The organism is Pseudoalteromonas sp. SCSIO 43095 (assembly GCF_023650455.1).
GTDB classification, from domain to species: domain Bacteria; phylum Pseudomonadota; class Gammaproteobacteria; order Enterobacterales; family Alteromonadaceae; genus Pseudoalteromonas; species Pseudoalteromonas tetraodonis.
On record NZ_CP087995.1, the window covers coordinates 1,649,791 to 1,674,816 of the forward strand.

Consider the following 25,026-nt stretch of genomic DNA (forward strand, 5'->3'; position numbering starts at 1 on the left):
GGATTTGTGCGCGTAGGAATTTGCATAATTATATTAGTGTCTTTTTTTGCTTGTGCACAAGACATGCTTTTACATTTGCGTAATAGCGATATAATTACCCGTGCAAAGCAGTTTTACGGCGATGCAGGCCACCAACGAATAAAAACATGGCTGAGTTTTATAGATGACTCTGCCGACAAAAGCGAATGGCAAAAAATTCATTTGGTTAATGACTTTTTTAATAAGCATATAAAGTACAAAACCGATGACGATCTTTGGCAAAAAAAAGATTACTGGGCCACCCCGCTAGAAAGCCTAGGTGTTGGCATGGGTGACTGTGAAGATTATGTTATTGCTAAATATTTTACTTTAATCGCTTTAGGTATCCCCGAAGATAAAATACGCTTTATGTATGTACGCCAGCGTACGGTTAATCAACCACACATGGTGCTTATATACTTTGAACAGCCTAACCAAATACCGTTGGTGCTTGATAACTTTAATACAAAATTAGTGCCTGCAAGCAATCGGGGCGATTTAAAACCTATATACAGTTTTAATGGCCAAGGTTTATGGTTAGCCAAATCGAAAGGGTTAGGTAATAAGGTTAAAAATAGCCGTGGGGTTTCTGCTTGGAACACTATGCTAGAACGAATTGAACAAGGTGAGCTTGCCCCCGCCGCTGGTAACAATAAAGGAACTAGTAGTTATGTCTCGAATATTTAAATATGGATTGAGTTTAAAAACTCAAGTATATGGCTTGATCATATTAATTTCGGTTATTTCATTTTGTGTACGCGTTATTACCGATGTGGATACAACCCGTAATTATTTACAAACACAAATGGCCAGCCATGCGCAAGACACCGCTACCAGTTTAGGGCTTTCTATATCTCCCTATTTAGAAGACGATAACCTAATGATTGCTGAAACTATGGCAACCGCTATTTTTGACTCTGGTTACTACAGTGAAATTAAGTTTACTGATGTGCAAAATAATACTGTATTTGAGTTACAAAACCCTAAACGCGTTGAATCAGTTCCTAGTTGGTTTATTAGTGCTTTTGAACTGAGTGCGCCCACTATGCATTCTGAAATAAACAATGGTTGGATGATGGCAGGTACACTTGATGTAACCAGCCATACTGGGCAATCTTACCTTACCTTATGGCAACACACACTTCGCAGCTTATATAGCTCATTTTTGCTATTAGCAGCATCGCTGGCTATTGCATTTTTAATTTTACGCGCCGTATTTAAGCCGTTAAAAGCCGTAGAAAATCAAGCCACTTTAGTGACTCGAAAACGCTTTACCTTAAATAAAGAAATACCAGTAGCACGGGAGCTTCGTACTGTTACACAAGCCATCAATAACATGGTTATGAATTTACAAAGTACGTTTGATTCACTGACCAAACAAACACAAGCGCTTACTGAAGAAGTATACATAGATTCGTTAACGGGGTTGGGTAACCGTAAGTCGTTTGAAAACCACTTTAATTCTGTGGTCAATAACATTTCTGACGATGCGCCCATTACTGCAATGATGCTGACCCTACCCTCGTTAAATAATATAAACCAAATAGTAAGCTACCAAGATGGTGACCAGCATGTATTAGATGCAGCTAAAATACTTAAGCATGTTGCCGATGAGTTACCAAATTCAACCGTTTTTAGGTTAAACGGCGGCACGTTTGTATTACTCGCCCCGTATGACGTTTTATTTTTAAATAAAGCCCGCCTAGACCTCATTGATAATTTAAGTCAAAAAGAAAACAGCTTACATATAAACGGTTACGCTAATTTAGCGATTGTTGGCGTTGAGCAAGGAGCGAGTTTAGGTGAAGTGTTATCGCTACTTGATACTGGTTGCACTATAGGTGAAGACACTACGTTTGATAAAAACGATAAAGAATCCTTATTTAGTGTTAACCAATGGCGTAAGCTTATTAAGTCTATTATAAATGCTGGCGAAGTGAGTTTTTCGGTGCAACCTGTTAAACAAGCTAATAAAACTGATTCTCAATGTTACTTTGAAGTGTTTGCACACTTTATTCATGAAGGCGAAAAAGTAAATAACGGCCACTTATTTGCCATGGCCGAAAAGTTAAATTTAACTGAAGAACTCGATAAAAAAATTATACGCAATTTTGTGGATATTAAAGAACAATATCCCAATGAAGTGTTTGCCCTGAATATTAGTAAGGCATCCTTGTATTCAGCCAACTTTATACAATGGCTTACGCTTTACTCGCACACTAAACCAGTAATTAAAACAAACTTAGTGTTTGAACTACATGAAATAAGCTTATTGTATAACGTGCATATTGCGTCTTTACATATAGATGCAATTAAAGAGCTGGGTATTAATGTGTGTATTGAACACTTTGGTACTAGCTTAACGTCGTTTAGGTATTTACAAGGCCTTGATATTGAGTACGTTAAAATTGATGGTAGTTATATTCAAGACTTAGTGGCCAACCCGCAAAGCCAATTTTATATTCAAACAGTTAATAATATTTGTCATGGCTTTGGTATTAAAGTTTTAGCCTGTTTAATTGAAAAAACCGAGACTTTAGAAATACTTGAATACCTAGGATGTGATGGGGTACAAGGTAATTTAATATTGCCACCATCAAAAATCATTAAATCTAATGAAAATGGCGTAAATAAAGAGTTTACTTTTTGCACCGATGCGCTAAAATTTTGCAATTAGTACTCAACCAAGGGACGAGAAATGAAAAAATTACTTTTAGCTGGCTTAGTCGCTAGCGCAACGGCTCTTACTGCTCTTCCAACCTATGCACAAACGGACAATGCTGCAGTGGTTCAAGAAGTGGACATAAATAGCATAATTGATATTCTTAACAACGTAACAGCAGATACTACAACAGAGCAGTTACGCGAAGATTTAGTTGAAGCTATTAAACGTATTTGTAAAAATAAAGAAAAAATCAAGCTAGACGAAAAGCTACTAAATGGCGCATGTGGCGCTGCAGACATTGATGCAATGGTTGCTGCTGTTGTGGCACGTTTTGGTGCAGATAACCCATTAATTTCTGACTTTTTAGCTGCACTTACAGCTGCAGGCTTAGATACTGATGCAATTACACTGGCAGCAATTACTGCGGGTGTTGATGCTACAACCGCTTCTGAAGCAACTGCTGCAGGTCCGGGTACTGGCCAGCCAGCTCCGCCAGTAGGCAGCTTACCAACATTACCAACACCTCCAGGTTCTGGTGGTACAGGCGGTGATAACGGTATATCTGAAGTCGGTAACTAGTTTTTACTATTAGTATATTTAAACGCAGCCAATTGGCTGCGTTTTTACTTTGTTTGAGTTTATTTTGAATCGTTTTATATTTTTTCTTATTTGTCTGATCCTTTTTTTGCTTCCCCTTCCTTTAGGTAGTTACAGGCCTTGGGCAATTTTAGCTATTGGTATTTTAACTAGCTTTACCTTTATTACTCACTTGGCAAACAGTGTTTTAAATAACCAACAAGCGCTTTTCCCTCCTCGATATACTTGGCCATTATTTGCTACCTTAGGCATTGTTGCTTTAGTGTGTGGAGTTCAGTTATTTGGCGTGAGTGTTGATGCTTTTCAAACCAAACAAATGTTATTAAAAACCAGCTTTTTAATAATGTTGAGCTGGTTAATATTTAATTACTGTAATAATGTAAATCGTATTAAAAAATTAATTTACGCCGTCATTTGTGCCGGTGTTTTTCAAGCTTTGTATGCTAGTTACTTAAACTTATCGCCCGATATTGTTAGCCCTTTATTTGGCTACAAACACACCGACCGCGCGATTGGTACCTTTACCTATTCTAACTTTTTAGCTAATTACTTAGCGCTGTGTTTATGTTTAGGCATTGGCGTTTTAATCAGCGAATTAAAACGCACTAACAATGGCTATAAACCTACTTTAAAACAAACGCTACGCGCCTGGGCCGAGGTATTATTAAGTTCTAAAATAATCTTACGTATTTCGTTAATTATTATTATTGTGGCGCTTATTTTAACTCGCAGCCGTATGGGTAACTCGGCGTTTTTTATTGCCTTAATTATAGTGAGCTTACTGGCGCTGTTTGTTTATAAGCAAAAGCCTAAAGCATTTAAGTTACTGATTGTGAGCTTTTTTATTATCGATTTAATCATCATTGGTGCCATTTTCGATGTAGAAAAGGTAAAACAACGTATTAGCGAAACCAGTTTACAATCGGAAACTCGCGATGAAGTTGTACGCGACTCAATCCCGTTGATTTTAGATAACCCGTTATTAGGCTCGGGCGGCGGTACTTTTTACACTGCGTTTCCTGCGTATCAGTCTGAGCCCTACTCTGGCTACTACGACAATGCGCATAACGATTATGTGCAATTTGCAGTTGAGCTGGGTATTCCTGCAACGGCATTATTGGGACTACTGTTGCTTTATTGTTTATGGTTGTGTATTAATACTATGCGAACGCGCAAAACGGCCCTTTATCAGGGGGTGGCGTTTGGTTGTGCTACAGCTATTGTAGCAATGATGCTGCATTCGTCGGTTGATTATTCGCTGCAAGCGGGGGCTAATTCGATGTTATTTATAGTGGTGTTATGTTTAGCTTTATTAACCAACAAGTTACCGGCACCAAAACGGATTAAAAAACGGCGCAGCGAAAGTTAACGGGCTGCGGGGAGCGGGAAGCGGGTTACGAGCCTAATCCCGAAACCCGTAGTTCGCAACCCTCCGTCAGCAAGCTCTAACACCTAACACTTCATCCAGTTATATCATTACAATAAGATCTTAAGAAAATTATGCACAAAGAGGGCTATGAGACGCTGCGCTTTTAGAGGTTAAAGTCGAAAGTTACCTGGCTGCGGGGAGCGAGTCACGAGCTGTATCCTAACATCTTTTTGGCCTTCTCATTTGTTCCTCATTCACTTCTCTTAGTTCAATAAGATCTTTAAGAAAAGTATGCACAAAGAGGGCTAAGAGACGCTGCGCTTCTAGAGGTTAAAGGTTCAAATTATCGGGCTGCGGGGGGCGGGTTACGAGCTGTATCCTGATATCTTTTTGGCCTTCTCATTTGTTCCTCATTCACTTCTCTTAGTTCAATAAGATCTTTAAGAAAAGTATGCACAAAGAGGGTTAAGAGTCGCTGCGCTTTTAGATATTTAGCCCGCAACTCGAAGCTCGTCGCCCGCCGCTCACGACATTAAAAATGACGCGGCATGAAGTCGCTGCTACACGTAGGCAATAATAGCGACCTAATTCTTGTATTTAAATCACTGCTCTTCTAAATCAAATTCGGTGGTGTGGCCGTCGCCGTGTATGAGCTGGTAGCGGACTAAATTACCGCCTTTAAGGGAAACCAAACTAATAGCCGAATCACTTACTAGGTACTTTTGCCCTTTGCCTTTAGTTTGGTGTTTGTCGACTTCCATGTGCCAGCGTTTGGTAAAAAAGTTAAGCGGACTTTTAGGGCCATATAAAATGGAGTCGAGCTTATCAAGCACATTTATTAGCTTACGCGGGAACTCGTTTTTAATGCCACTGGCCGTGAGCTGCCAAATTCTATTATGATGATCGCCAAAACGCTTTTGCACTGAAAAACAAAACGAATAATGCACGTCGCCTGATAAAATCAGCGTTTCATTTGGGGTGTCGGTTCGTCTGAATGTGTCGAGCAGTTTTTTAGCTGAGCCTTCGTGCGCCATCCAGTTTTCTACATCAACCATAAGCGGTTGCCCACACATATTAAACACCGCTTGAATCGCCTCTATTGATTTAACCCCAAACACCGGAGCGGGCGATACAATAATGACTTGGTCATGACTGAGTAGGCTTTCTTCAAGCTCAGTAAGACGCTCCCAATCTAACAAGCCTGAGGGTTCATTAAAGTTCTGCTCGTTACGCCAGCGGTGTGTTCGGGTATCAAGCACCACCACTTTAGGAATAGTTGTTAGCTCATAATGCCAATGGTTAAAATCATTTAGATGTTTATCAAATGCTTTGAATTGCCATTGCTTATCCCCAGCTAGACTTGTTGAAAATGGAGTAAGTAGCGCACCGGTTTTTTGTAGTGCGTCGTTACCCATTCCCTGAAACAGCCAATAGCTTGCTAAGCCATTATTTACAATACGTTTGCTACTGGGGTTTTGATTAATGGCTTGCTCCCACCCGGCGGTGAGGTTCCAATCATCAGTGACATCGTGATCGTCAAACATCATTAAAGTAGACACATTGGCACATAATCGCTCTACCTCAGCTAAGCCTTTGGCGTAATCAATGAGTGTGGCTTTTTCTGTGCTAAACAATGCTTGGCTTTTTTCGTTACCGCCTGAGTAATTTAGCTTTGATAAGTCAACATATTGCCACGCGGTACTACTAAAATTAAGTAAATACAGCGCTACAAACTCTTCAAAATGAATAAGGTGGTTATACGCTTTTACGCTAGAAAAATGTGGCTCGTCTTTTTTTAACCAATAACCTATGCCTAATTTAGAGCGCTTTTTCCACGAGGTGGTGGGTAATAAATGATGGCGGCCATAAAGCTGTTGGCTAATATCGTCGGGTAAATCCAGTGCAAGCGGTTGCTCTTTGTAAATGCCTAGATGCTCAATGAGTTGATGGATAGCTAATAACATAGGCCCTGCTACATCGTCAGCATATACCTGATCGCCCGAGAGCAATAGCAACTGCGCCCCTTGCTGATTATTACTGCGTTGAGTAGCTTGCCACTGACTTGAACTAACTAGGCTGTCTTTTGCGGCATGATGTGCATTGCGACACGAGCCATGTAATATTTGCGTCAGTCTTTTGGGGATCACAAACGCAGGTAACGCACCATCATTAAAACTAAACGCTGATAAATCAACGGGGCTGTCATCAAAAAATAACTGATATTGTAGTAATATATCGCGCGGGAACTGGCTGTTTATTGGTTTAATAACTATGAACTGTAAAAATAAATGTTCACCCAGTCTAACGCTGTTTTGTTCGCTATAGCATTCGTAGCCCATTAGCTCTATACGGCCGTTTACCTGCTTTGAGGTAGCAAACTGAATACAGACTGTGGTTTTTTCTGCTCGGCGCACCATGGGCCCCATAAGTAACAGAGGATGTTGCACCGAGAGAGTCGTCATGAGGTTAGCCTTTAGCTGCTAATTTAAATAAAGAATAAAAATTATCGGTGGTGGCCTTTGCCAATTCGTTAAAGCTAATGCCTTTTAGTTCACTAATATAATAAGCAACATCTTCCACATACGCTGGCTGATTAGTTTTGCCACGGTACGGTACTGGCGCTAAATACGGCGAGTCGGTTTCAATAAGCAGCCGTTCAAGTGGGATTTGTTTTACCACTTCTTTAAGCTCTACCGCATTTTTAAAGGTCACAATACCTGAAATAGAAATATAAAAACCCATATCAATGGCTTTTTTGGCCATATCCCAATCTTCGGTGAAACAATGTAGCACCCCACCACAATTTTCTGCTTTGTGTTCACGCATTAAGTTAATGGTGTCTGCACGGGCGTCACGGGTATGAATAATAAGCGGCTTTTGTAATTCATTTGCCACCTCAATATGGCCAACAAAACTGGCTTGTTGTACGGCATGGGTGTCTTTTGCATAGTAATAATCGAGCCCAGTTTCGCCAATCGCCACTACTTTGTGGTGCGAGGCTAAATCAATTAATTGCTGTTTATTAAGCGCGTCTTTTTGATCAAGCGGATGTACACCACATGACGCTGATACGTCGTCGTAATGCTTAATTTGCTCTAGCATATTAGGGAACTGATCAAGTGTGACGCTCACACATAAAAAGTGTTCTACTTTTTTGGCGCGAGCGTTATCAAGTACTTGGTCTAGGTTTAAATCGAGTTTATCAAAATCAAGACGGTCTAAATGGCAATGAGAATCTACAATCAAAATAAGGCCTGTTTTTACTACATGGTATAAGTTGGATTGCCGGAGTTTAACATAGTCCCCAGCAGTTTTTCGATCTTCGCGTTTAGGTTTGTTTTATCATCTAAAAAGCTAATGCCGATCCCCGGAGGGTTTGAGCTTTGTGCACCTTGCGGAGTGATCCACGTGACTTTGCCGGTGACCACATCGTCTTCTAAGGCATCAGGTAAGGTTACTCGTAAAGCGAGTGAATACCCAGGCTCATAACGCATATTGGTGCGTACAAATAGCCCCCCTTTTTTTAAAAAAGGCATGTAGCAGCGATATAGTTCGTCAAGGTCATCTATATCAACTAATAGCTCTTGCATATCTAATCCTTTTTATTGGTTGCGTAATGTATACGCTAGTCGTGATACCGCAAGCGGTAAGTTTAGCCCAAGAATTTGTATGTTATTTTGTAAAAAATCATTCAAGGCTTGCTGTGCAACTTGGTAGGCTTCAAAACTCATGCCATTTAAAAGCTGCTGTTTTAACTGCTCACTTAAAAATAAGGTAAAAATACGAACAAGCTCAGGCTGTTTATTTATTATATCGACTAACGCATTGAAATTATGGCTTTGTTTAAACTCAGTTGCAAATTTATAGAGTGTATCAATGCTTTCTAGCTGATTTTGCTGTTGCCACTGCTTTACTTGCAGGGGTTGACTGTAAAACAATGATAACCATGGGTAGTTAGGCACATCTAAAGAGCTTAGCCACTGCTGTGCTAGCTGGCTATTGGTTACTTTGACCTCAGTTTTAGCACAGCGGCTTAAAATAGTCGCTGGTAATTGTGCCACTTGGCTGGTTGTAAGAATTAAAAACCGGCTGTTACTGGGCTCTTCTAAGGTTTTTAATAATGCATTTGCTGCCGCCGTTGTCATTTTTTCGCAGTTTTCAATAATCGCCACTTTGTTGCCATTTTGCGCCGCCGACTGGTGCATAAAGTCGCTTATGCCGCGTATGTCGTCTACACCTATGCTTTGCCCTTCTACTTGAGTAACGCGTTTATCTGGGTGCGTCCCAGCTAGGTTTAACGAGCAGCTTTTACACTGCCCACACGGCGTTAGCACGCTATTAGGTGCACTTAACTGCGATTGTGTATTGTGACATAACAAACTGTTAGCTAATTGATCGCTTAGCTCAAACTTGCCTACCCCAATAGGCCCGCAAAATAGCTGCGCGTGATGAAAGCGCTGCGCTTTATAGCTTTGAGCTAAACGTTGCTCTACATCGTTAAGCCATGGCAATGCCATATTATTTTAACCCTGAAAAAAACGTACGCAGTACATTGGTGATATCACGGTGTACTTTATCAATACTTTGGTTAGCATCAACGGTTTTAATGCTTTCATCATCGTTTGCCAGTTCTATGTAACGCATACGGGTGCGCTGAAAAAACTCAATGGCTTCTTGTTCAATTCTATCGAGTTCACCACGCCCTTTTGCCCGTTCAAGACCAATAACAGGGTCAATATCAAGGTAAATGGTTAAATCGGGTTTTAATCCTTTTAACACCATAGAGGATAACGACGCTAACGTGTTTGCACTAATTCCGCGTCCACCGCCTTGATACGCCTGTGACGATAAGTCGTGACGATCAGCCAATACCCATTGCCCTTGCTCAAGTGCAGGGTTTATTACATTGTGCATTAGCTGTGAGCGAGCTGCGTACATGATAAGTAGCTCAGTTTCAAAGGCGATTTCTTCTTGATGCTCTGCTTTTACTAAGGTACGCAACGATTCAGCCAGTGGTGTGCCACCGGGTTCACGGACATTAATAAAATCAATATGATGATGATTTAAAAAGTCTTGGCACAGGGCAATAGCGGTTGATTTACCCGCGCCCTCTAGGCCTTCTATCACTATAAATTTTGGTTTCATAAACACTAATTCTTTTTATTTAAAATATACCGGTTAACCGCCGCATTATGTTGCTTTAATGTGGTTGAAAACTGATGGCTGCCATCGCCTTTTGCTACAAAGTAAACATACTCGCTTTTAGGCGGGTTTACCGCGGCTAAAATTGCTTCTTTGGATGGCATGGCAATTGGCGTGGGCGGTAATCCGTTAATACGATAGGTATTATACGGTGTGTAATTTATCAAGTCTTTACGTTTAATATCACCGTCAAAATCTTCGCCTAGCCCATATATTACGGTTGGATCGGTTTGTAAGCGCATATTGGTGTTTAATCTATTTATAAACGCCGATGCAATTAACGGACGCTCACTGGCAAGCGCGGTTTCTTTTTCGATAATAGAGGCCATGATCAGTGCTTCATAAGCGGTATCGTAAGGTAAATCGCTTGCCCGTTGTTGCCAAGCATCAGCCAACGTTTGCTGCATTTTTTGCGCAGCACGTTTTAGTAAACTGCTGGCAGTATCATTGCTATGGTAATGATAGGTATCGGGGAATAACCAACCTTCTAGATGGGTTTGCCTACCTATTATTTGCTCGCCAAGTTGTTCGAGTTTTAAATCGTTTTGTAAGTGTGGTGCCGTACTTAGTGCATTTAATATATCTCTAAGTGCTTGGCCTTCAATAATGGTAAAACTAAAACTAACTTGCTCGCCTTGGTTTATTTTTTTTATATTGTTGATCACGCTATCTGCGCTTAACTCGTACAAACCCGCTTTTAAATCGGTCAAGGTTGGGTCGAGTTTAGCTAATATTTGAAACCGCCAACAGTCTTCTACCCACTGTTGCTGCTGCCATTGACGGCACAACTTATTAAATCCGGTGCCTTTTTTAACTTCAAATTGGGTGTTATCGGCTATCTGTAATGGCGTTTGAATTGTTGCCTGTAATTGCTGATAGCCAATCACTGAGCTAAAAAAAGCCAGCAATAATACTGATACAATAACTTTTAACACTAAGCCTCCTTGGCTACTGTTAGTAATGACCGACTGTGAGCAATATCAAAACAGTGCTCGCCTATGCTTTTTACGGGCACAATTTTCATTAAACTATTACATACAAATACCGCGTCTGCTTGGGTAAGCTCATCAACGCTGATAGTTTTAAATTCAATTGCTAATTTATCACATAAAGATTGCAGAAAAACACCTTTAATGCCGCACTCATCAAGCCTGGGGCTAATTACTTTATTATTTTTTATTGCAAAAATATTAGCCGCCGAGGTTTCAATTACATTGTTGTTGTAGTCAAGTACAAGTGCATCATCACTTTGCTCGGTTTGTAGGGCATTTTTGATCAATACTTGCTCAAGTCTATTTAAGGTTTTAAGCCCTGCTAAGTGCGGTTGTAAAGCCAGTTTAATTGGACTGATGACTAAACTAATTCCTGTCTCGTGTAAGCTGTTATAATGCGCTGGATAAGGTAAAACACTCACAATAATGTTTAAATTACATTCGCTTAGTGGCGCATAGCCTCGCCCGCCCTCGCCGCGTGTTACCACTATTTTAACAACCGCTTGAACCTTTGATGCTATTTGCTGAGTAATGTGCGACTCAAGTGCGCTAAACTCAAGCGCCGGAAACCCTAAACGCTGCGCGCATTCAATTAAACGCGCTTTATGATAAGACCAATGTTCAACCTGTCCATCAGTAATAATCGCGGTTGTAAAAAAGCCATCGCCATAGTTTAAGCCTCTATCGCGGGTACTTACGCTACTGGTTTCACTTGCTGTTATTATTGTTTGCATATTTTTTTACACATAAAAAAACCCAGTTAAACAACTGGGTTCTTATTGTCGTTCGTTGTTAAAAAAGATTATACCTTTTTAAACAGTAACGAGCCATTAGTACCACCAAAACCAAATGAGTTACACAACGCGTAATCAAGTTTGGCGTCTCGTGCTGTGTGCGGCACGTAATCTAAATCACAGCCTTCATCTGGGTTGTCTAGGTTTATTGTGGGTGTTACTTTTTGCTCGGTCAACGATAAGATAGACACTATCGACTCAACAGAGCCCGCTGCACCTAGTAAATGACCCATCATCGATTTAGATGAGCTTACCATCACATCTTTCGCTGAATCACCAAAAATGGTTTTAACCGCTGACGTTTCGGCTTTGTCGCCCGCATGAGTAGACGTACCATGTGCGTTAATGTAGCCAACTTGCTCAGCATTTACTTGCGCATCGTTTAATGCGTTTTCCATAGCCAGAGCCGCACCTGCGCCATCTTCTGGTGGTGAGGTCATGTGGTAGGCATCGCCACTCATGCCAAAGCCAACAAGCTCTGCATAAATTTTAGCGCCACGGGCTTTAGCGTGTTCGTATTCTTCAACAACAACCACACCAGCACCATCTGAAAGCACAAAGCCATCACGGTCTTTATCCCAAGGACGAGACGCTGCTTGAGGGTCGTCGTTACGTGTTGAAAGCGCACGTGCGGCATTAAAGCCACCCATACCAATTGGCGTACACGCTTTTTCTGCGCCACCGGCAACCATTGCATCGGCATCGCCGTAGGCAATCATTCGCGCTGCATGGCCAATATTATGCAGGCCTGTAGTACATGCCGTCACAATTGAAATATTAGGACCACGCAAGCCGTGCATTATTGATAAATGACCTGAGATCATATTAATAATGGTAGACGGTACATAAAACGGCGATAACTTTCGTGGGCCGCTGTTTAGTAATTTAATGTGGTTTTCTTCGATTAGGGTTAAGCCACCAATACCTGAACCTACCGCTACACCAATACGGGTTGCGTTTTGCTCAGTGACTTCGAGGCCTGAATCTTGAAAAGCTTGAACACCCGCTGCAATGCCATACTGGATAAATAAATCCATTTTTTTAGCATCTTTTGGCGACATATAAGCCGATGCATCAAAATCATTGATTAAACCAGCGAAATGAGTACCAAATTTTGATGTATCAAAGTGGGTAATATTTTGAATACCACTTTTACCATCTAATAAGCCTTGCCAGGTTGATTGCACATCATTGCCTAGCGGCGTCAACATTCCTAAGCCAGTTACGACGACACGACGTTTAGCCACGGTTTGCCTCCAATAAGGAATTATTATTATACCAATTAACTTAGCTCAGTTTATTTCAGCGTTAACGCTGTTGCTAATTATGTTATTAGTATTGGGGATGATCATACCCAAGCTACCTCAAAGTGCGAGTCTCAAACCAATAACCAACGCTGAGCAATAACAATTTAATTGCTGATGATGAGTGAGGGTTTGGAATTGAATCATGGACTTTGAGGTGGTTTGGATATAAAGATTAAAGGCAGCGAATGCTGCCCTTAATTTGCGATTAATTACTCAGCGTGAGCTGTAACGTAATCGATTGCAGATTGTACTGTAGTGATCTTTTCAGCTTCTTCATCTGGGATCTCAGTGTCGAACTCTTCTTCAAGAGCCATTACTAATTCAACAGTATCAAGAGAGTCTGCACCTAGGTCATCAACGAATGAAGCTTCGTTTTTAACTTCTTCTTCTTTAACACCTAGCTGTTCGATGATAATTTTCTTTACGCGTTCTTGGATATCGCTCATTCTTCTTTCCTTTATTAAAAACGCCAATGCGTTATTTTCAGATTGCGGCGTAGTTTACGTCCGATAATTCTCTGATTCAATCTTTTGACCATAAATAATTTGCTGGTCAAACCTGTTGAGTGTTTATTTTATCTTTTATCGCTTATTTTCACAGCGATTTCAAGTATGTTTAAAGCAAGTTTGCGAAAAATTCAATGTTTTTTAGCAAACTCATTGGTAATTTGTGGTTTAACTATTTCGCATTGCGAAGCTAAACCATGTACATCGCACCATTTACATGCAAAGTTTCACCTGATACGTACGCAGCGGCGTCAGATGCTAAATAACACACAGCTGCTGCAATCTCATCTGGCTGGCCTAAACGACCCGCAGGTACGTTTGCAAGCGTTGCTGCTTTTTGCTCATCTGTCAAATCGTCCGTCATGTCTGTTTGGATAAATCCCGGTGCAACCACGTTGACAGTAATACCACGAGAAGCAACTTCACGCGCTAATGATTTAGAAAAACCGATAACACCCGCTTTAGCTGCCGCGTAGTTCGCTTGGCCAGCGTTACCCATAGTGCCCACTACTGAGCCAATATTGATAATACGGCCGTTCTTTTTCTTCATCATTGGGCGAAGTACCGCTTTAGATAAACGGAAAATAGAGCTTAAGTTGGTGTCGATAATATCGTCCCACTCGCTGTCTTTCATGCGCATTAATAAATTATCGCGCGTAATACCAGCATTATTTACTAAAACATCAATATCACCCAAATCGGCTTTAATTGCTGCTAATGTAGCCTCAATTGACCCAGGATCGGTGACGTTAAGCGCATAACCTTTACCGTTATCACCTAAGTATTCGCTAATTTTAGCCGCACCTGACTCGCTTGTCGCTGTGCCCGCTACCTTTGCGCCTTGTGCCACTAAGGTGTTTGCAATCGCTTTACCAATACCACGGCTAGCGCCGGTGATCAGGACAACTTTGCCCTCTAAAGAAAATAAATTACTCATATAATATACTCTTATTTAGCTGTATCGATTGATGCAAGGTCGTTAACTGAGCCACACACCATCGCTTTATCAATGCGTTTTGCAAGCCCGGTTAGTACTTTACCAGGACCAAATTCATAACTTTGCGTTACGCCTTGTGCAACTAATGCTTGCACTGTTTCAGTCCAACGAACTGGGCTGTATAACTGACGTACTAATGCGTCTTTAATTGCATCGGCTGAACCTTCAGCTTTTACATCAACATTATTAATTACATCACACTTAGGTGAATTAAATGTTAAAGCCGCTAAATCAGCGGCTAATTTTTCAGCCGCAGGTTTCATAAGTTCACAATGCGACGGTACGCTGACCGATAATGGTAGCGCACGTTTTGCGCCAGCTTCTTTACAGGCGACTGATGCTCTATCTACTGCATCTTTATGACCGGCAATAACCACTTGGCCTGGCGAGTTGTAATTAACCGGTGAAACAACCTCACCTTGTGCAGATGCTTCACATGCTGCTTTAATTTCGTCATCACCTAAACCAATAATAGCGGCCATAGAACCCACACCCGCAGGGACGGCTTCTTGCATGTATAAACCGCGATTTTCAACCAGTTTTACGGCTTCACTTAAACTGATCACATCGCTACATACCAGTGCTGAGTATTCGCCTAGGCTATGACCTGCCATGACAACGTCTGCATCTGGATTTGCAGCTAACCAATGACGGTAAATAGCAACGCTTGCTGTTAATAAAGCAGGTTGAGTACGGTGAGTTTGATTTAGTTTTTCTTCTGGACCGTTAAGAACGAGATCTGCTAGGTCGTATCCTAATGCGGTTGATGCTTCTGCAAATGTGGCTTTTACTATGTCTGAGCTTTCAAGTAGCTCGTTTAACATACCCACAGTTTGCGAGCCTTGACCTGGAAAAAGAAGTGCAATTTTTTGTGCCATAGTTTGCTCTTTTAATTAAACAAAATAAATAATGTGTAACACGGCACGTTAACTGTTATTCAACCGCCGTGTCTTTAGAATGTGTTTTTTCGAAGATAGCAGCAATTTTATCCGGAAGTTGACGTTCTACTTCTTTCACTGCTTCGTCGATTGCGGCATGAAATGCTTTAGCTGAGGCATTTCCATGGCTTTTAACAACAATACCGCGCAATCCTACCAGAGAAGCGCCGTTATACTGGTCGGGGTTCACTCTTTTATAGAGTTTTTTTATGATTGGCGCCAACATAAACGCCATGCACTTGTAAACGACGTGCTTTTCGAGAGCGCGAGTGAATTTTTTCATGATAAGTTTAGCAATGCCTTCACAGGTTTTAAGTGCAACATTGCCAACAAACCCCTCACAGACAATAACATCGGCTTTGCCAGAAAAAATATCGCTACCTTCACTGTAGCCAATATAATTAATCAGCTCGCTTTGCTGCATTAACTGCGCGGCTTGCTTAATTTCTTCATGGCCTTTTATATCTTCAGCGCCAATATTTAATAAACTGACTTTTGGGTTATCGCAGCCAAGTGCTTGGCCTGCAACCACTGAGCCCATAATGCCAAACTGATACAGCATTTGCGCATCACAATGCACATTAGCGCCTAAGTCGAGTAAGTAAACAGGATTTTTTCGTTCAGTAGGTACAGCAGAGATAAGTGCGGGACGTTTCACCCCTGGAAGCATTTTTAATACGTAATGCGCCATAAAAAATAGCGCCCCTGTATTGCCAGAACTAACACAGGCTTGCGCTTCACCCGATTTAACTAAATCAAGGGCAACACGCATTGAGGAATCTTTTTTTGAGCGTATAGCAACAGCGGGTTCGCAGGCATTGGTGACAACATCATTACAATGGCGAATTATTAATCTAGGATGAGAAAGTGAATCGAGTGATTCTAATTGTTTAGCTATTACTTGCTCGTTGCCACATAAAATGAGTTTTAAGTTGGCATTAGCATTTACCGCGGAAACGGCTGCGGGGATAGATGAACGGGGGCCATAATCGCCCCCCATCATATCTAACGCTATGGTTAGATTGGTCAGCATATAAGCAATCTCTTAGTTAGAAATTACTTGAACGCCTTTGTAGTAACCATCTGCAGTCACATGGTGACGACGATGAGTCTCACCAGATGTTTGGTCTACAGTTAAAGTTGGACCACTGATCGCATCGTGTGAACGGCGCATGCCGCGTCTTGCACGAGACTTTTTGCTTTTTTGTACAGCCATAGTCTTCTCCTAAGAATCTTTCTTAAGTTGTTTCAAAATATCAAATGGATTTGGTTTATCATCTTCCGCCTTTAAAACACCAAAGCTGGCAGGCTCTGCTGTATAACTGCATGAAGCTTCGTTGTGGGTAGGCACTAATGGCACAGCTAAAATAAGCTCGTCTTCGATTAACTCAAACACGTCTATTTCACCATTTTCATCAAGTGTTACTTCGTCGTAGCTTTCTGGAAGATCATCTGACTCTGCATCCAAACCGACTGGCGAATACACAAAGTCTTGATCCAAATCCAACCCTAAATCACCATTACAACGTTGACAAGTGACAGTTACGTGTGTGGACAAATTGCCACTAATCACAACTAAACCTTGCTCATCGTTTTTGCAATGAATTTTTACCGCTATTTCACCTACTTCTTCCTGGATAACCCCTCGTAAACGAGGAAGTTTCTCAAGCGGTACAATGCCGTCATACTTTAAACGGTGTTGCGCTGCTTTGCCCGGATGAAGGGTGATGGGAATTTTCACCTTTTGCATAGGGGCTGCATCATATAGATAGTTAGTGGGTTAGTCAAAGTAAAAAACCAATTTTACATTGTTTTTCACGTGTTTTACTCACGGATCTGATTTATCCTAACTCAATCTGATTTACGCTAGGAAAACATGCCATGAAGCACTCTCTTATATTAGCCTCAAGCTCGCCTTTTAGGCAGTCTTTATTACAAAAATTTAATCTGCCTTTTGAAACGTTTTCGCCCGATGTTGACGAAACGCCTCACAGCAACGAAACACCTAACGATCTTGTTAAGCGTTTAAGCGAACTAAAAGCCGCAGCTGCGGTCGAGCATTTTGACCAAGGCTTAGCGATTGGCTCCGATCAGGTTGCTGTATTTAATGGCCAAATATTAGGTAAACCACACAATAAAGAAAACGCCATGAAACAACTCAGCTTATTTAGTGGGCAAACGATCACTTTTTTAACTGGCTTGTGTGTGTACGATATACACACTAAGCAAAGCAAAACCCTTGTTGAGCCCTTTAATGTAACCTTTAAAACGTTAACAACGGCGCAAATAAGTGCTTATTGCGATGCAGAGCAACCTTATAATTGTGCAGGAAGTTTTAAAAGTGAAGGCTTGGGTATTTGTTTATTTGAAAAGCTCAGTGGTGATGACCCAAATAATTTAATTGGTTTACCACTCATTAAACTCAGCCAGTTATTGGCTGAGTTTGGCTTAGATGTATTAAGCGCTCAAACTAACTAAGTAAAAGTTGTTGCAACTGCTGATAGTTGTCAGCGGTTGCAATAGGCGTAAACTCGTTTAATTGCGCAGCGTTGTGCACGCCCATGGTTACCCCTAGTCTATCCATACCTGCAGCTTTTGCCATTGCCATGTCGATTTGCGTGTCGCCTATCATCAATGCTTCGTCGGCGCTAATAGCCAGCTCTTCAAGTAGTTGATAGAGCATATCGGGAGCGGGTTTTGATTTAGCGTCGTCGCTGGTACGCGTGGCACTAAAAAAGTGACGCAACTGGCTTTCATCCAATAAACGCTCCAACCCTACCCGACTTTTACCTGTGGCAACCGCCAATATTACGCCTTGATTTTTTAACGCAGTGAGTACCTGTGCAACGTGATCAAACACCGGTGTTGGGGTGGTATCAAGCGCATACTGCTGTTTATAACCTGCAATAAGCGCTTCGTGATGCTCACTGTAATCAGGAAACAAGGTCGCTATTGCGTTTTCAAGCGACAAACCAATAATATTTTTACTGGCCGTATCGCTCGGCGGTTCAATATTGAGTAACTGTGCACTTTTGCGGATACAATTAACTATTTTGCTAATTGAATCCATAATGGTGCCGTCCCAATCAAAAATCACCAGCTTATAGTTTTTCATGGTGGGTGAGATCACGCTTTTGCTGCTCTAAGTTTAACTAAACAACTTGATAGTGCTTTGTCTAGTGGTGCTTCTACTCGCATGGTGGTTTCGTTTTTAGGGTGGTAAAAACTTAAATCATGGGCGTGTAAAAATAAGCGGTTTAAACCACGTTTACGCATTGACTCGTCAAACCCTTGATCGCCATATTTGTCATCACAAGCAATAGCATGACCCTGACACTGAGTATGCACACGAATTTGGTGAGTACGACCGGTTACAGGGGATGCTTGTACTAATGAGCAATCGTTAAAACGCTCAAGCACTTTAAAGCGGGTATGCGACGGTTTGCCCTCAGAGTTATCAACACGTACTACGCGCTCACCCGATTTTAGGGTGTTTTTGCGCAAGCCTTCAGTCACATTTTTTGTTTTAGAGTCCCATTGCCCCTCAACAAGTGCCCAATAATTTTTTTCCATGGTTTTTTCGCGTAATTGCTCATGCAAGGCAGTCAGCACAGAGCGGCGCTTAGCAATGAGTAAACAACCTGAGGTATCACGGTCTAAACGATGCACAAGCTCAAGGCTACGCTCTTCTGGCCGTAAAACACGTAATGCTTCAATAAGGCCATAGCTTAGGCCACTGCCGCCATGCACAGCCATACCCGATGGCTTGTTAATAACCATCAGGTATTTGTCTTCAAATAGAATATCGTCTTCAAGGCGCGTTACTTTATCGAGTTTCGAAGGGACAAACTCTTCACGCTCTGACACTCTGATTGGTGGTATACGAATAACGTCGTCTAGCTGCAATTTATACACAGGTTTAATGCGTTTTTTGTTTACACGCACCTCACCTTTACGAAGAATTTTGTAAACTGCGCTTTTAGGCACCCCTTTTAAATGGGTAATAAGAAAGTTATCAATACGCTGACCTAGGTGGTCTTCGTTGATAGTGACAAAAGTTACTTGTAAGCCGGTTTTTTCTGACATTGCCTAATCACTGATTTAAGTAAAATAATTTAGTTGCTAACACAGTTATAATAGTGGGATAATCAGCAGCGCAAATATTTCGTATTTGCAAATAACAACGGTGCTTTTTAACACATTAAAACATTCGTGATGCACATTCTGGGTAACCGATCATACAGATCCGAGTTAAGTTTTCCAAAGCTTTTATACATACCCAGTTAACACGTGCGCACAACTAACGGCAATGCGCGTAATATATTGCTGCTTAAGTTTGAACATGAATTGATTTTTAAAGTGATAACAAAAGCAATGAACAGATAATTTGTCTGATAGTGGCGGCGTAAAAAAACGCCGTTCAGAATTCGCTCAAATATTGTAGTACCGTACAGCAGCTTATTTAGAACTAAAAAAATCTAATAAATAAGCGTTCATTAACATCGGTAGCGATTTTTGCTCATAAAAACGATAACGGTAGTTTAAAAACAAAACTATGGTTTGAAGCTAAAGAGCCCTACGTACCTAATATGAATGCATTTAATAAGATTGTTATGACAGGCCAACTTCTGGATAAAACGAGTATTGAGCTAAACAGCCGACACGTTTGTATCCTCTTAGAATTTAATAGCGTGATTACACCCTATTGTTTGCCGGCATTTAAAATACTGCTTACTAAATACAGAGCCGTTCCGTTAAAGACCCAGTCGTGAGACTGCACATTCTAAAAATAGGAACACCTGAACAGGCGAGAAAACATCGTCATGTCAGCGACACAAACTAGTAGAGTAACATTATGAAACGTATGCTAATCAATGCAACGCAGCAAGAAGAAATGCGCGTAGCACTGGTTGACGGCCAGCGCCTATATGATTTAGATATAGAAAGCCCAGGTCATGAACAGAAAAAAGCCAATATTTACAAAGGTAAAATCACACGTATTGAACCATCTTTAGAAGCAGCATTTGTTGATTACGGTGCTGATCGTCATGGTTTCCTTCCTTTAAAAGAAATTGCCCGTACTTACTTCCCGCAAGGTTACACCTTTCATGGTCGTCCAAATATTCGCGACGTGATCAAAGAAGGTCAAGAAGTTATTGTACAAGTTGATAAAGAAGAGCGCGGCCAAAAAGGGGCAGCACTGACTACCTTTATCAGCGTGGCAGGTAGTTATTTAGTACTTATGCCTAACAACCCTCGCGCTGGCGGTATTTCTCGTCGTATTGAGGGTGATGAGCGTACTGAACTTAAAGAGTCGCTAAGCCGCTTAGAACTACCTAAAGGTATGGGCTTAATTGTACGTACCGCGGGTGTTGGTAAATCGTTTGAAGAACTAAACTACGATTTAAAAGCATTATTAGTCCACTGGGAAGCCATTCAACAAGCGGCAGACAGTGCTAAAGCACCATTTTTAATTCACCAAGAAAGCAACGTAATCTTCCGTGCAATTCGCGATTATTTACGTCGTGACATTGGCGAAATTTTAATTGATAAGCCTCGTGTTTTTGAAGAAGCTAAAGCGCACATAGAGCGCTTTCGTCCTGATTTCATGAGTCGCGTTAAGCTTTATCAAGGTGACACACCGTTATTTACGCATTACCAAATTGAAAGCCAAATTGAGTCTGCGTTCCAACGTGAAGTGCGCTTACCTTCAGGTGGTTCTATTGTAATTGACCCTACTGAAGCACTTACCTCTATCGATATCAACTCGTCTAAAGCAACAAAAGGCGGCGATATTGAAGAAACAGCGCTTAACACCAACCTAGAAGCGGCAGATGAAATTGCACGTCAACTTCGTTTACGTGATTTAGGTGGCTTAATTGTTATCGACTTTATTGATATGACACCTCCACGTCATCAACGTGAAGTAGAAAACCGCTTAAAAGATGCTGCTCGCCCAGATCGTGCGCGCGTACAAATTGGTAAAATTTCTCGCTTTGGCTTACTTGAAATGTCGCGCCAACGCCTACGCCCTTCACTAGGTGAAGCAAGCCAAGGTGTTTGTCCACGTTGTAGTGGTCAAGGTACTATTCGTTCTAACGAATCAATCGCATTGTCTATTCTTCGTTTAATTGAAGAAGAAGCGATTAAAGACAACACCGCTCAAGTTAATGCTCAAGTGCCTGTTGCTGTTGCCGCTTATTTATTGAATGAGCAACGTCGTAGCGTTCACCGTATTGAAAAGGATCATAAATGTGATGTAGTGATTATTCCTAATCAACACATGGAAACACCTCACTACGAAGTAATGCGTTTACGTAAAGATGAAACGCTTGAAACTGTAAGCTACGAGCAAGTTATTGCGCCTGAGCCTGAAGCATTTGAAATGTCTAAATCGCAAGCGGCAACTGTTCGTGAAGAGCCGAAGCTTAAAGGCGTCGTTATGCCTTCAACGCCTGCTCCACAAGCGGCAGCAAAAGCTGCGCCGGTAGTAGAAGCAAAAGCTGAAATTGGTTTATTTGCCGCATTAGGTAAATGGATTAAGTCTTTATTTGGGTCTGATACTGAGCAAAAATCAGAAAAACAGACTGAAAAGCAATCGCAAGATCGCCCTAGTAATAACCGTGGTAATGATAATCGTCGTCGTAATAACAACCAACGTCGTCGTAATAATAACCCTCGTAATAAACCGCGTAACGAACGTACTGCAGACACTGAAGCTAAAAATGAGTCGGCGCCTGTAAATGATACGCAAGAAAAGAATGAGAATCGCAATAAGCGCCGTCGTAATTCAAATACGCGTAAACGTCCTGAGCATAAAACTGAAGATAAAACGCAAGTAAAAGCAGAGGCAACTCAAAATGCGAATACTGCAGTTAAATCTGATAAGAATGCTGAGCCAAAAGAGCAAAAGCCTAAGGTACGTCGTCAACGTCGTAATTTACGTAAAAAAGTTCGCGTACAAGACGAAAGCACAGAGCAAGTTCAAACTACTGAACAAGCTGTTGAGCAACCAGTGGTTAAAGAAGACAAGCCACAAGTGAAAGAGCAAGCACCTGTTGTTGAAAAGCAAGCGCCGGTATCAGATGAAAAAGCACCTGCACCTGCTAAAGAACAAACAGAAGCTGTTGTTGATGCAAACGATAACGTGGCTAAACAAGATGAAGAGCAAGAGCAAACACGTACTCGCTCACGTCGTTCACCACGCCATCTTCGTGCATCAGGTCAACGTCGTCGTCGTCCTGAAGGTGAAGGCACGCAAGAGAAGTCTGATGAAGCGCCTGCTTTCATTCCAGTTGCGGATCAAGCCGCTGCTGAATACGAGGCAGAGCTAAAAGCAAAAGCACATAAAACGGCCGTTGATGCCTCTGATGTAGTTGAACAAAACGTTGTTGAAGAAGACTTAGCGAAAGCTGAAGAACCAGTAAAAACTGAAGAACCAGTAAAAACTGAAGAACTAGTAAAAGCTGAAGAACCAGTAAAAGCTGAAGAGCCAGTGAAAGCTGAAGAACCAGCAAAAGCTGAAGAACCAGTGAAAGCTGAAGAACCAGTGAAAACTGAAGAACCAGTGAAAACTGAAGAACCAGTGAAAACTGAAGAACCAGTAAAAGCTGAAGAATCAGTAAAAGCTGAAGAACCAGTAAAAGCTGAAGAACCAGTAAAAGCTGAAGAACTAGTAAAAGCTGAAGAAGTTGCTGTTGAAGCTGAAACAACACCGGTTAGCGCTACTGAAACACCTGTAGAAGCGAAAGATGCGCCTGTGGTTGAAAATAAACCTAAGACAGTTTCGCAAGCGAGTTCAGCTAATGCAAACGCTAAAACTGTGATTACAGCAGGACATGCAAGTGCGCCAATGGCACAGCCTACGCCTGTAGCCGATAGTGAAATCAAGCATATATCGGTTGCAATGGCACATGACAAACGTGAGTTAATCCCTGACAGCGGCCTTCGCCCTGGCTCGGTAAAACCTGCCAGTCGTGCAAGCTCAGCAATGACTAAAACGCTGAGTGCTGAATAAGCACTGAGTTTAGCTCAAAGCATAAAAAAGCCGCGTTAATTTATTTTAACGCGGTTTTTTTGTCTGGCATTTATGTAACTGGCAACGGGGTTCGGGTTGCGAGGATCGGGTAAGGATTAAAGACTGAAGGTTAAAGGTTAAAGGTTAAAGGTTAAAACTACCCTGACACAGGGGGATATTAGTTTTTGTTTTGTATTCTCAGTGCAGTTCGGAGCGTCTCGGTGTTCTCTGTGATTAAAAATCAAAGACTAGAGGCAAAAAAGCTAGCGGGCTACGGGGATCGGGTTACGAGCCTGATCCCGAAACCCATAGCTCGCAGCCCGCTGTGAGTTTAATCTTGCTGTTGTTCCATAAAGCGCTGTAGTTGATCTTTTAGATTTGGTGGAATACCTTTGATCACTAACGTATCAGTGGCTTCATTATAAGTTACACGCTCGCCTAAATGCTTACGCTCAAAACTGATACTGACTCCACCGCCTAAGCCTGAAAATTTAACCATACTGGTTAGCGTTTTTTTATCAACCGGGAATGACTCTTCTAAATCATAGCTTTGCTCTTTACAAAAGCTTTCAAATGGGTTGTCGTCGCCTTTGGTAAGCGTTGCTGAAAGTTCACTCACATTAGCTTCTTCACCCGTGGTAACACAGTCGTTACAGTAATCGAATACTTGCTTACGTAACTCGTCTTTTTCAGATTTATCAAACTCTTGCTCTGATAAGTAGTCTTCTACCGCATTGAGCATCACTTGACTTTGCTGCTTAGGATCAATGCCCTCTTCACAACCTAAAAAGTCTAAGAAAAAGTCAGCGACTTTACGCCCTGCACGACCTTTAATAAATGAAATATAACGATTGTCTTCTGCTTGAGTATCCCATGCGGTTAAATCAATACGAGCAGCCAATTGCATACGCGAAATATCTAAATGACGCGATGCGGCTAAATCAAGCTCAGAGGTCATTGAGTAATGCTCTTTAATATTGATCATAGCAATCAACATATAATCAGTCGCCACGTACTGATAATGACAAAATACTAAATAGCCGGTTTCGTTAAAGGCGTATTTATCTAACTCTTCTTTTAACACCGTTGATGCCTGCTCGGTCATGTGCCAAAAGCCAAGCTCATTATTACGATAGCTTTGCATGGTAGAGGCTACAATACTGTTTTTTTCGCCACTGAATGCACAAAACCCTTTACCTGGCTTGCCATTGTAGGCATGGTGTAATTGCTCAATGAATACAGCCACTTTATCGTTGATAGTCATTTCGTCGTTACGAAGGTGAATTTGAGTGTTGTCATCTTTTTTGTCTACATAGTGTACGACTAATTTTTTAACATCTATTGCCATCTTTGTTTTTCACGCCTCTGGTGTTAAAATACGAGAATATAACTCTTTTTATTGAACCAACTGATGCCAATCTTATCAAAATACTCTAATGAAGAAGTAGAACAAATCGTCGATCAGCTTATTGATGTTTTATCAAAACACAATGCGCCGGTTGATTTAAGTCTTATGTGTTTAGGAAATTCTATCACGCATATCTTAAAAGAGCATGTACCTACAGGGAAAAGACAAGCCGTTACCGAGAACTTTGCCAAAGCACTCGCGCAGTCGGTTAAGTAA

The 25,026-nt window shown here is 41.4% G+C and carries 24 protein-coding genes; 7 read left to right on the forward strand and 17 right to left on the reverse strand.

What is annotated here, in order from left to right:
* Positions 1-6 precede the first annotated feature (6 nt).
* The 4 genes from LOC50_RS07815 to LOC50_RS07830 all read left to right on the forward strand — a co-directional run bounded on the left by LOC50_RS07815 (position 7) and on the right by LOC50_RS07830 (position 4,649).
* Complete coding sequence (locus tag LOC50_RS07815) at positions 7-705, forward strand: transglutaminase-like cysteine peptidase (protein WP_248530688.1); 699 nt, start codon at positions 7-9, stop codon at positions 703-705.
* Positions 689-2,695, forward strand: a complete 2,007-nt coding sequence (locus LOC50_RS07820; protein WP_250653024.1) for a bifunctional diguanylate cyclase/phosphodiesterase — start codon at positions 689-691, stop codon at positions 2,693-2,695. The genes LOC50_RS07815 and LOC50_RS07820 overlap by 17 nt, the downstream gene beginning before the upstream one ends.
* 21 nt (positions 2,696-2,716) lie before the next feature.
* Positions 2,717-3,262 (forward strand): hypothetical protein, encoded by a 546-nt coding sequence (locus LOC50_RS07825; RefSeq protein WP_069439327.1) that lies wholly within the window; start codon positions 2,717-2,719, stop codon positions 3,260-3,262.
* 64 nt (positions 3,263-3,326) lie between these two features.
* A complete protein-coding gene (locus tag LOC50_RS07830) occupies positions 3,327-4,649 on the forward strand; it encodes an O-antigen ligase family protein (protein WP_250653025.1) in 1,323 nt (440 codons plus the stop codon).
* A gap of 602 nt (positions 4,650-5,251) precedes the next feature.
* On the opposite strand, the gene LOC50_RS07835 is transcribed toward LOC50_RS07830, so the two are convergent.
* From LOC50_RS07835 to yceD, 14 genes are all read right to left on the reverse strand, one after another.
* Complete coding sequence (locus LOC50_RS07835; protein ID WP_250653026.1) at positions 5,252-7,111, reverse strand: alkaline phosphatase D family protein; 1,860 nt, start codon at positions 7,109-7,111, stop codon at positions 5,252-5,254.
* A 4-nt stretch (positions 7,112-7,115) separates the two neighbouring features.
* A complete protein-coding gene (locus LOC50_RS07840) occupies positions 7,116-7,895 on the reverse strand; it encodes a TatD family hydrolase (protein WP_036982965.1) in 780 nt (259 codons plus the stop codon).
* Between the two features lie 17 nt (positions 7,896-7,912).
* Positions 7,913-8,239, reverse strand: coding sequence for a PilZ domain-containing protein (locus LOC50_RS07845; protein ID WP_008109887.1), 327 nt, complete (start codon positions 8,237-8,239; stop codon positions 7,913-7,915).
* Positions 8,240-8,251: 12 nt separating this feature from the next.
* Positions 8,252-9,166, reverse strand: a complete 915-nt coding sequence (locus LOC50_RS07850; RefSeq protein ID WP_013464701.1) for a DNA polymerase III subunit — start codon at positions 9,164-9,166, stop codon at positions 8,252-8,254.
* Position 9,167: 1 nt separating this feature from the next.
* Positions 9,168-9,794, reverse strand: a complete 627-nt coding sequence (gene tmk, locus LOC50_RS07855) for a dTMP kinase (protein ID WP_016899838.1) — start codon at positions 9,792-9,794, stop codon at positions 9,168-9,170.
* A 5-nt stretch (positions 9,795-9,799) separates the two neighbouring features.
* Entirely contained in the window at positions 9,800-10,786 is a 987-nt protein-coding gene (gene mltG, locus LOC50_RS07860) for an endolytic transglycosylase MltG (RefSeq protein ID WP_036982967.1), read from the reverse strand.
* Positions 10,786-11,577 carry an aminodeoxychorismate lyase gene (gene pabC, locus LOC50_RS07865; RefSeq protein WP_036982968.1) on the reverse strand — a complete coding sequence of 264 codons (792 nt, stop codon included), beginning with the start codon at positions 11,575-11,577 and terminating at the stop codon, positions 10,786-10,788. The genes mltG and pabC overlap by 1 nt, the downstream gene beginning before the upstream one ends.
* Before the next feature lie 68 nt (positions 11,578-11,645).
* Positions 11,646-12,884, reverse strand: coding sequence for a beta-ketoacyl-ACP synthase II (fabF, locus tag LOC50_RS07870; RefSeq protein WP_008109876.1), 1,239 nt, complete (start codon positions 12,882-12,884; stop codon positions 11,646-11,648).
* A 269-nt stretch (positions 12,885-13,153) separates the two neighbouring features.
* A complete protein-coding gene (gene acpP / locus LOC50_RS07875) occupies positions 13,154-13,390 on the reverse strand; it encodes an acyl carrier protein (protein ID WP_008109873.1) in 237 nt (78 codons plus the stop codon).
* A gap of 250 nt (positions 13,391-13,640) precedes the next feature.
* Positions 13,641-14,387, reverse strand: coding sequence for a 3-oxoacyl-ACP reductase FabG (fabG, locus tag LOC50_RS07880; protein ID WP_036982969.1), 747 nt, complete (start codon positions 14,385-14,387; stop codon positions 13,641-13,643).
* Positions 14,388-14,398: 11 nt separating this feature from the next.
* Positions 14,399-15,325 (reverse strand): ACP S-malonyltransferase, encoded by a 927-nt coding sequence (gene fabD, locus LOC50_RS07885; protein WP_036956225.1) that lies wholly within the window; start codon positions 15,323-15,325, stop codon positions 14,399-14,401.
* Positions 15,326-15,380: 55 nt separating this feature from the next.
* Positions 15,381-16,418, reverse strand: coding sequence for a phosphate acyltransferase PlsX (gene plsX / locus LOC50_RS07890; protein WP_138626509.1), 1,038 nt, complete (start codon positions 16,416-16,418; stop codon positions 15,381-15,383).
* Between the two features lie 12 nt (positions 16,419-16,430).
* Entirely contained in the window at positions 16,431-16,601 is a 171-nt protein-coding gene (gene rpmF / locus LOC50_RS07895; RefSeq protein WP_008109865.1) for a 50S ribosomal protein L32, read from the reverse strand.
* A 9-nt stretch (positions 16,602-16,610) separates the two neighbouring features.
* Entirely contained in the window at positions 16,611-17,135 is a 525-nt protein-coding gene (gene yceD, locus LOC50_RS07900) for a 23S rRNA accumulation protein YceD (RefSeq protein WP_036982975.1), read from the reverse strand.
* Between the two features lie 131 nt (positions 17,136-17,266).
* Here yceD and LOC50_RS07905 point away from each other — a divergent pair, with 131 nt between their 5' ends.
* On the forward strand, positions 17,267-17,863 hold the full coding sequence (locus LOC50_RS07905; RefSeq protein ID WP_248530680.1) for a Maf family protein: 597 nt from the start codon (positions 17,267-17,269) through the stop codon (positions 17,861-17,863).
* On the opposite strand, the gene LOC50_RS07910 is transcribed toward LOC50_RS07905, so the two are convergent.
* Together LOC50_RS07910 and rluC are read right to left on the reverse strand one after the other, a co-directional pair.
* Positions 17,856-18,500: an HAD-IA family hydrolase gene (locus tag LOC50_RS07910; protein ID WP_250653920.1), complete on the reverse strand. Its 645-nt coding sequence runs from the start codon at positions 18,498-18,500 to the stop codon at positions 17,856-17,858. The genes LOC50_RS07905 and LOC50_RS07910 overlap by 8 nt on opposite strands.
* 11 nt (positions 18,501-18,511) lie before the next feature.
* A complete protein-coding gene (gene rluC / locus LOC50_RS07915) occupies positions 18,512-19,471 on the reverse strand; it encodes a 23S rRNA pseudouridine(955/2504/2580) synthase RluC (RefSeq protein ID WP_250653027.1) in 960 nt (319 codons plus the stop codon).
* Positions 19,472-20,240: 769 nt separating this feature from the next.
* Here rluC and rne point away from each other — a divergent pair.
* Positions 20,241-23,402 carry a ribonuclease E gene (gene rne / locus LOC50_RS07920; protein ID WP_250653028.1) on the forward strand — a complete coding sequence of 1,054 codons (3,162 nt, stop codon included), beginning with the start codon at positions 20,241-20,243 and terminating at the stop codon, positions 23,400-23,402.
* A gap of 331 nt (positions 23,403-23,733) precedes the next feature.
* Here the strand turns inward: rne and yejK are convergent, their stop codons facing one another.
* Positions 23,734-24,750, reverse strand: coding sequence for a nucleoid-associated protein YejK (yejK, locus tag LOC50_RS07925; protein ID WP_036982983.1), 1,017 nt, complete (start codon positions 24,748-24,750; stop codon positions 23,734-23,736).
* A 63-nt stretch (positions 24,751-24,813) separates the two neighbouring features.
* Here yejK and LOC50_RS07930 point away from each other — a divergent pair, with 63 nt between their 5' ends.
* On the forward strand, positions 24,814-25,026 hold the full coding sequence (locus tag LOC50_RS07930; protein WP_008109847.1) for a YejL family protein: 213 nt from the start codon (positions 24,814-24,816) through the stop codon (positions 25,024-25,026).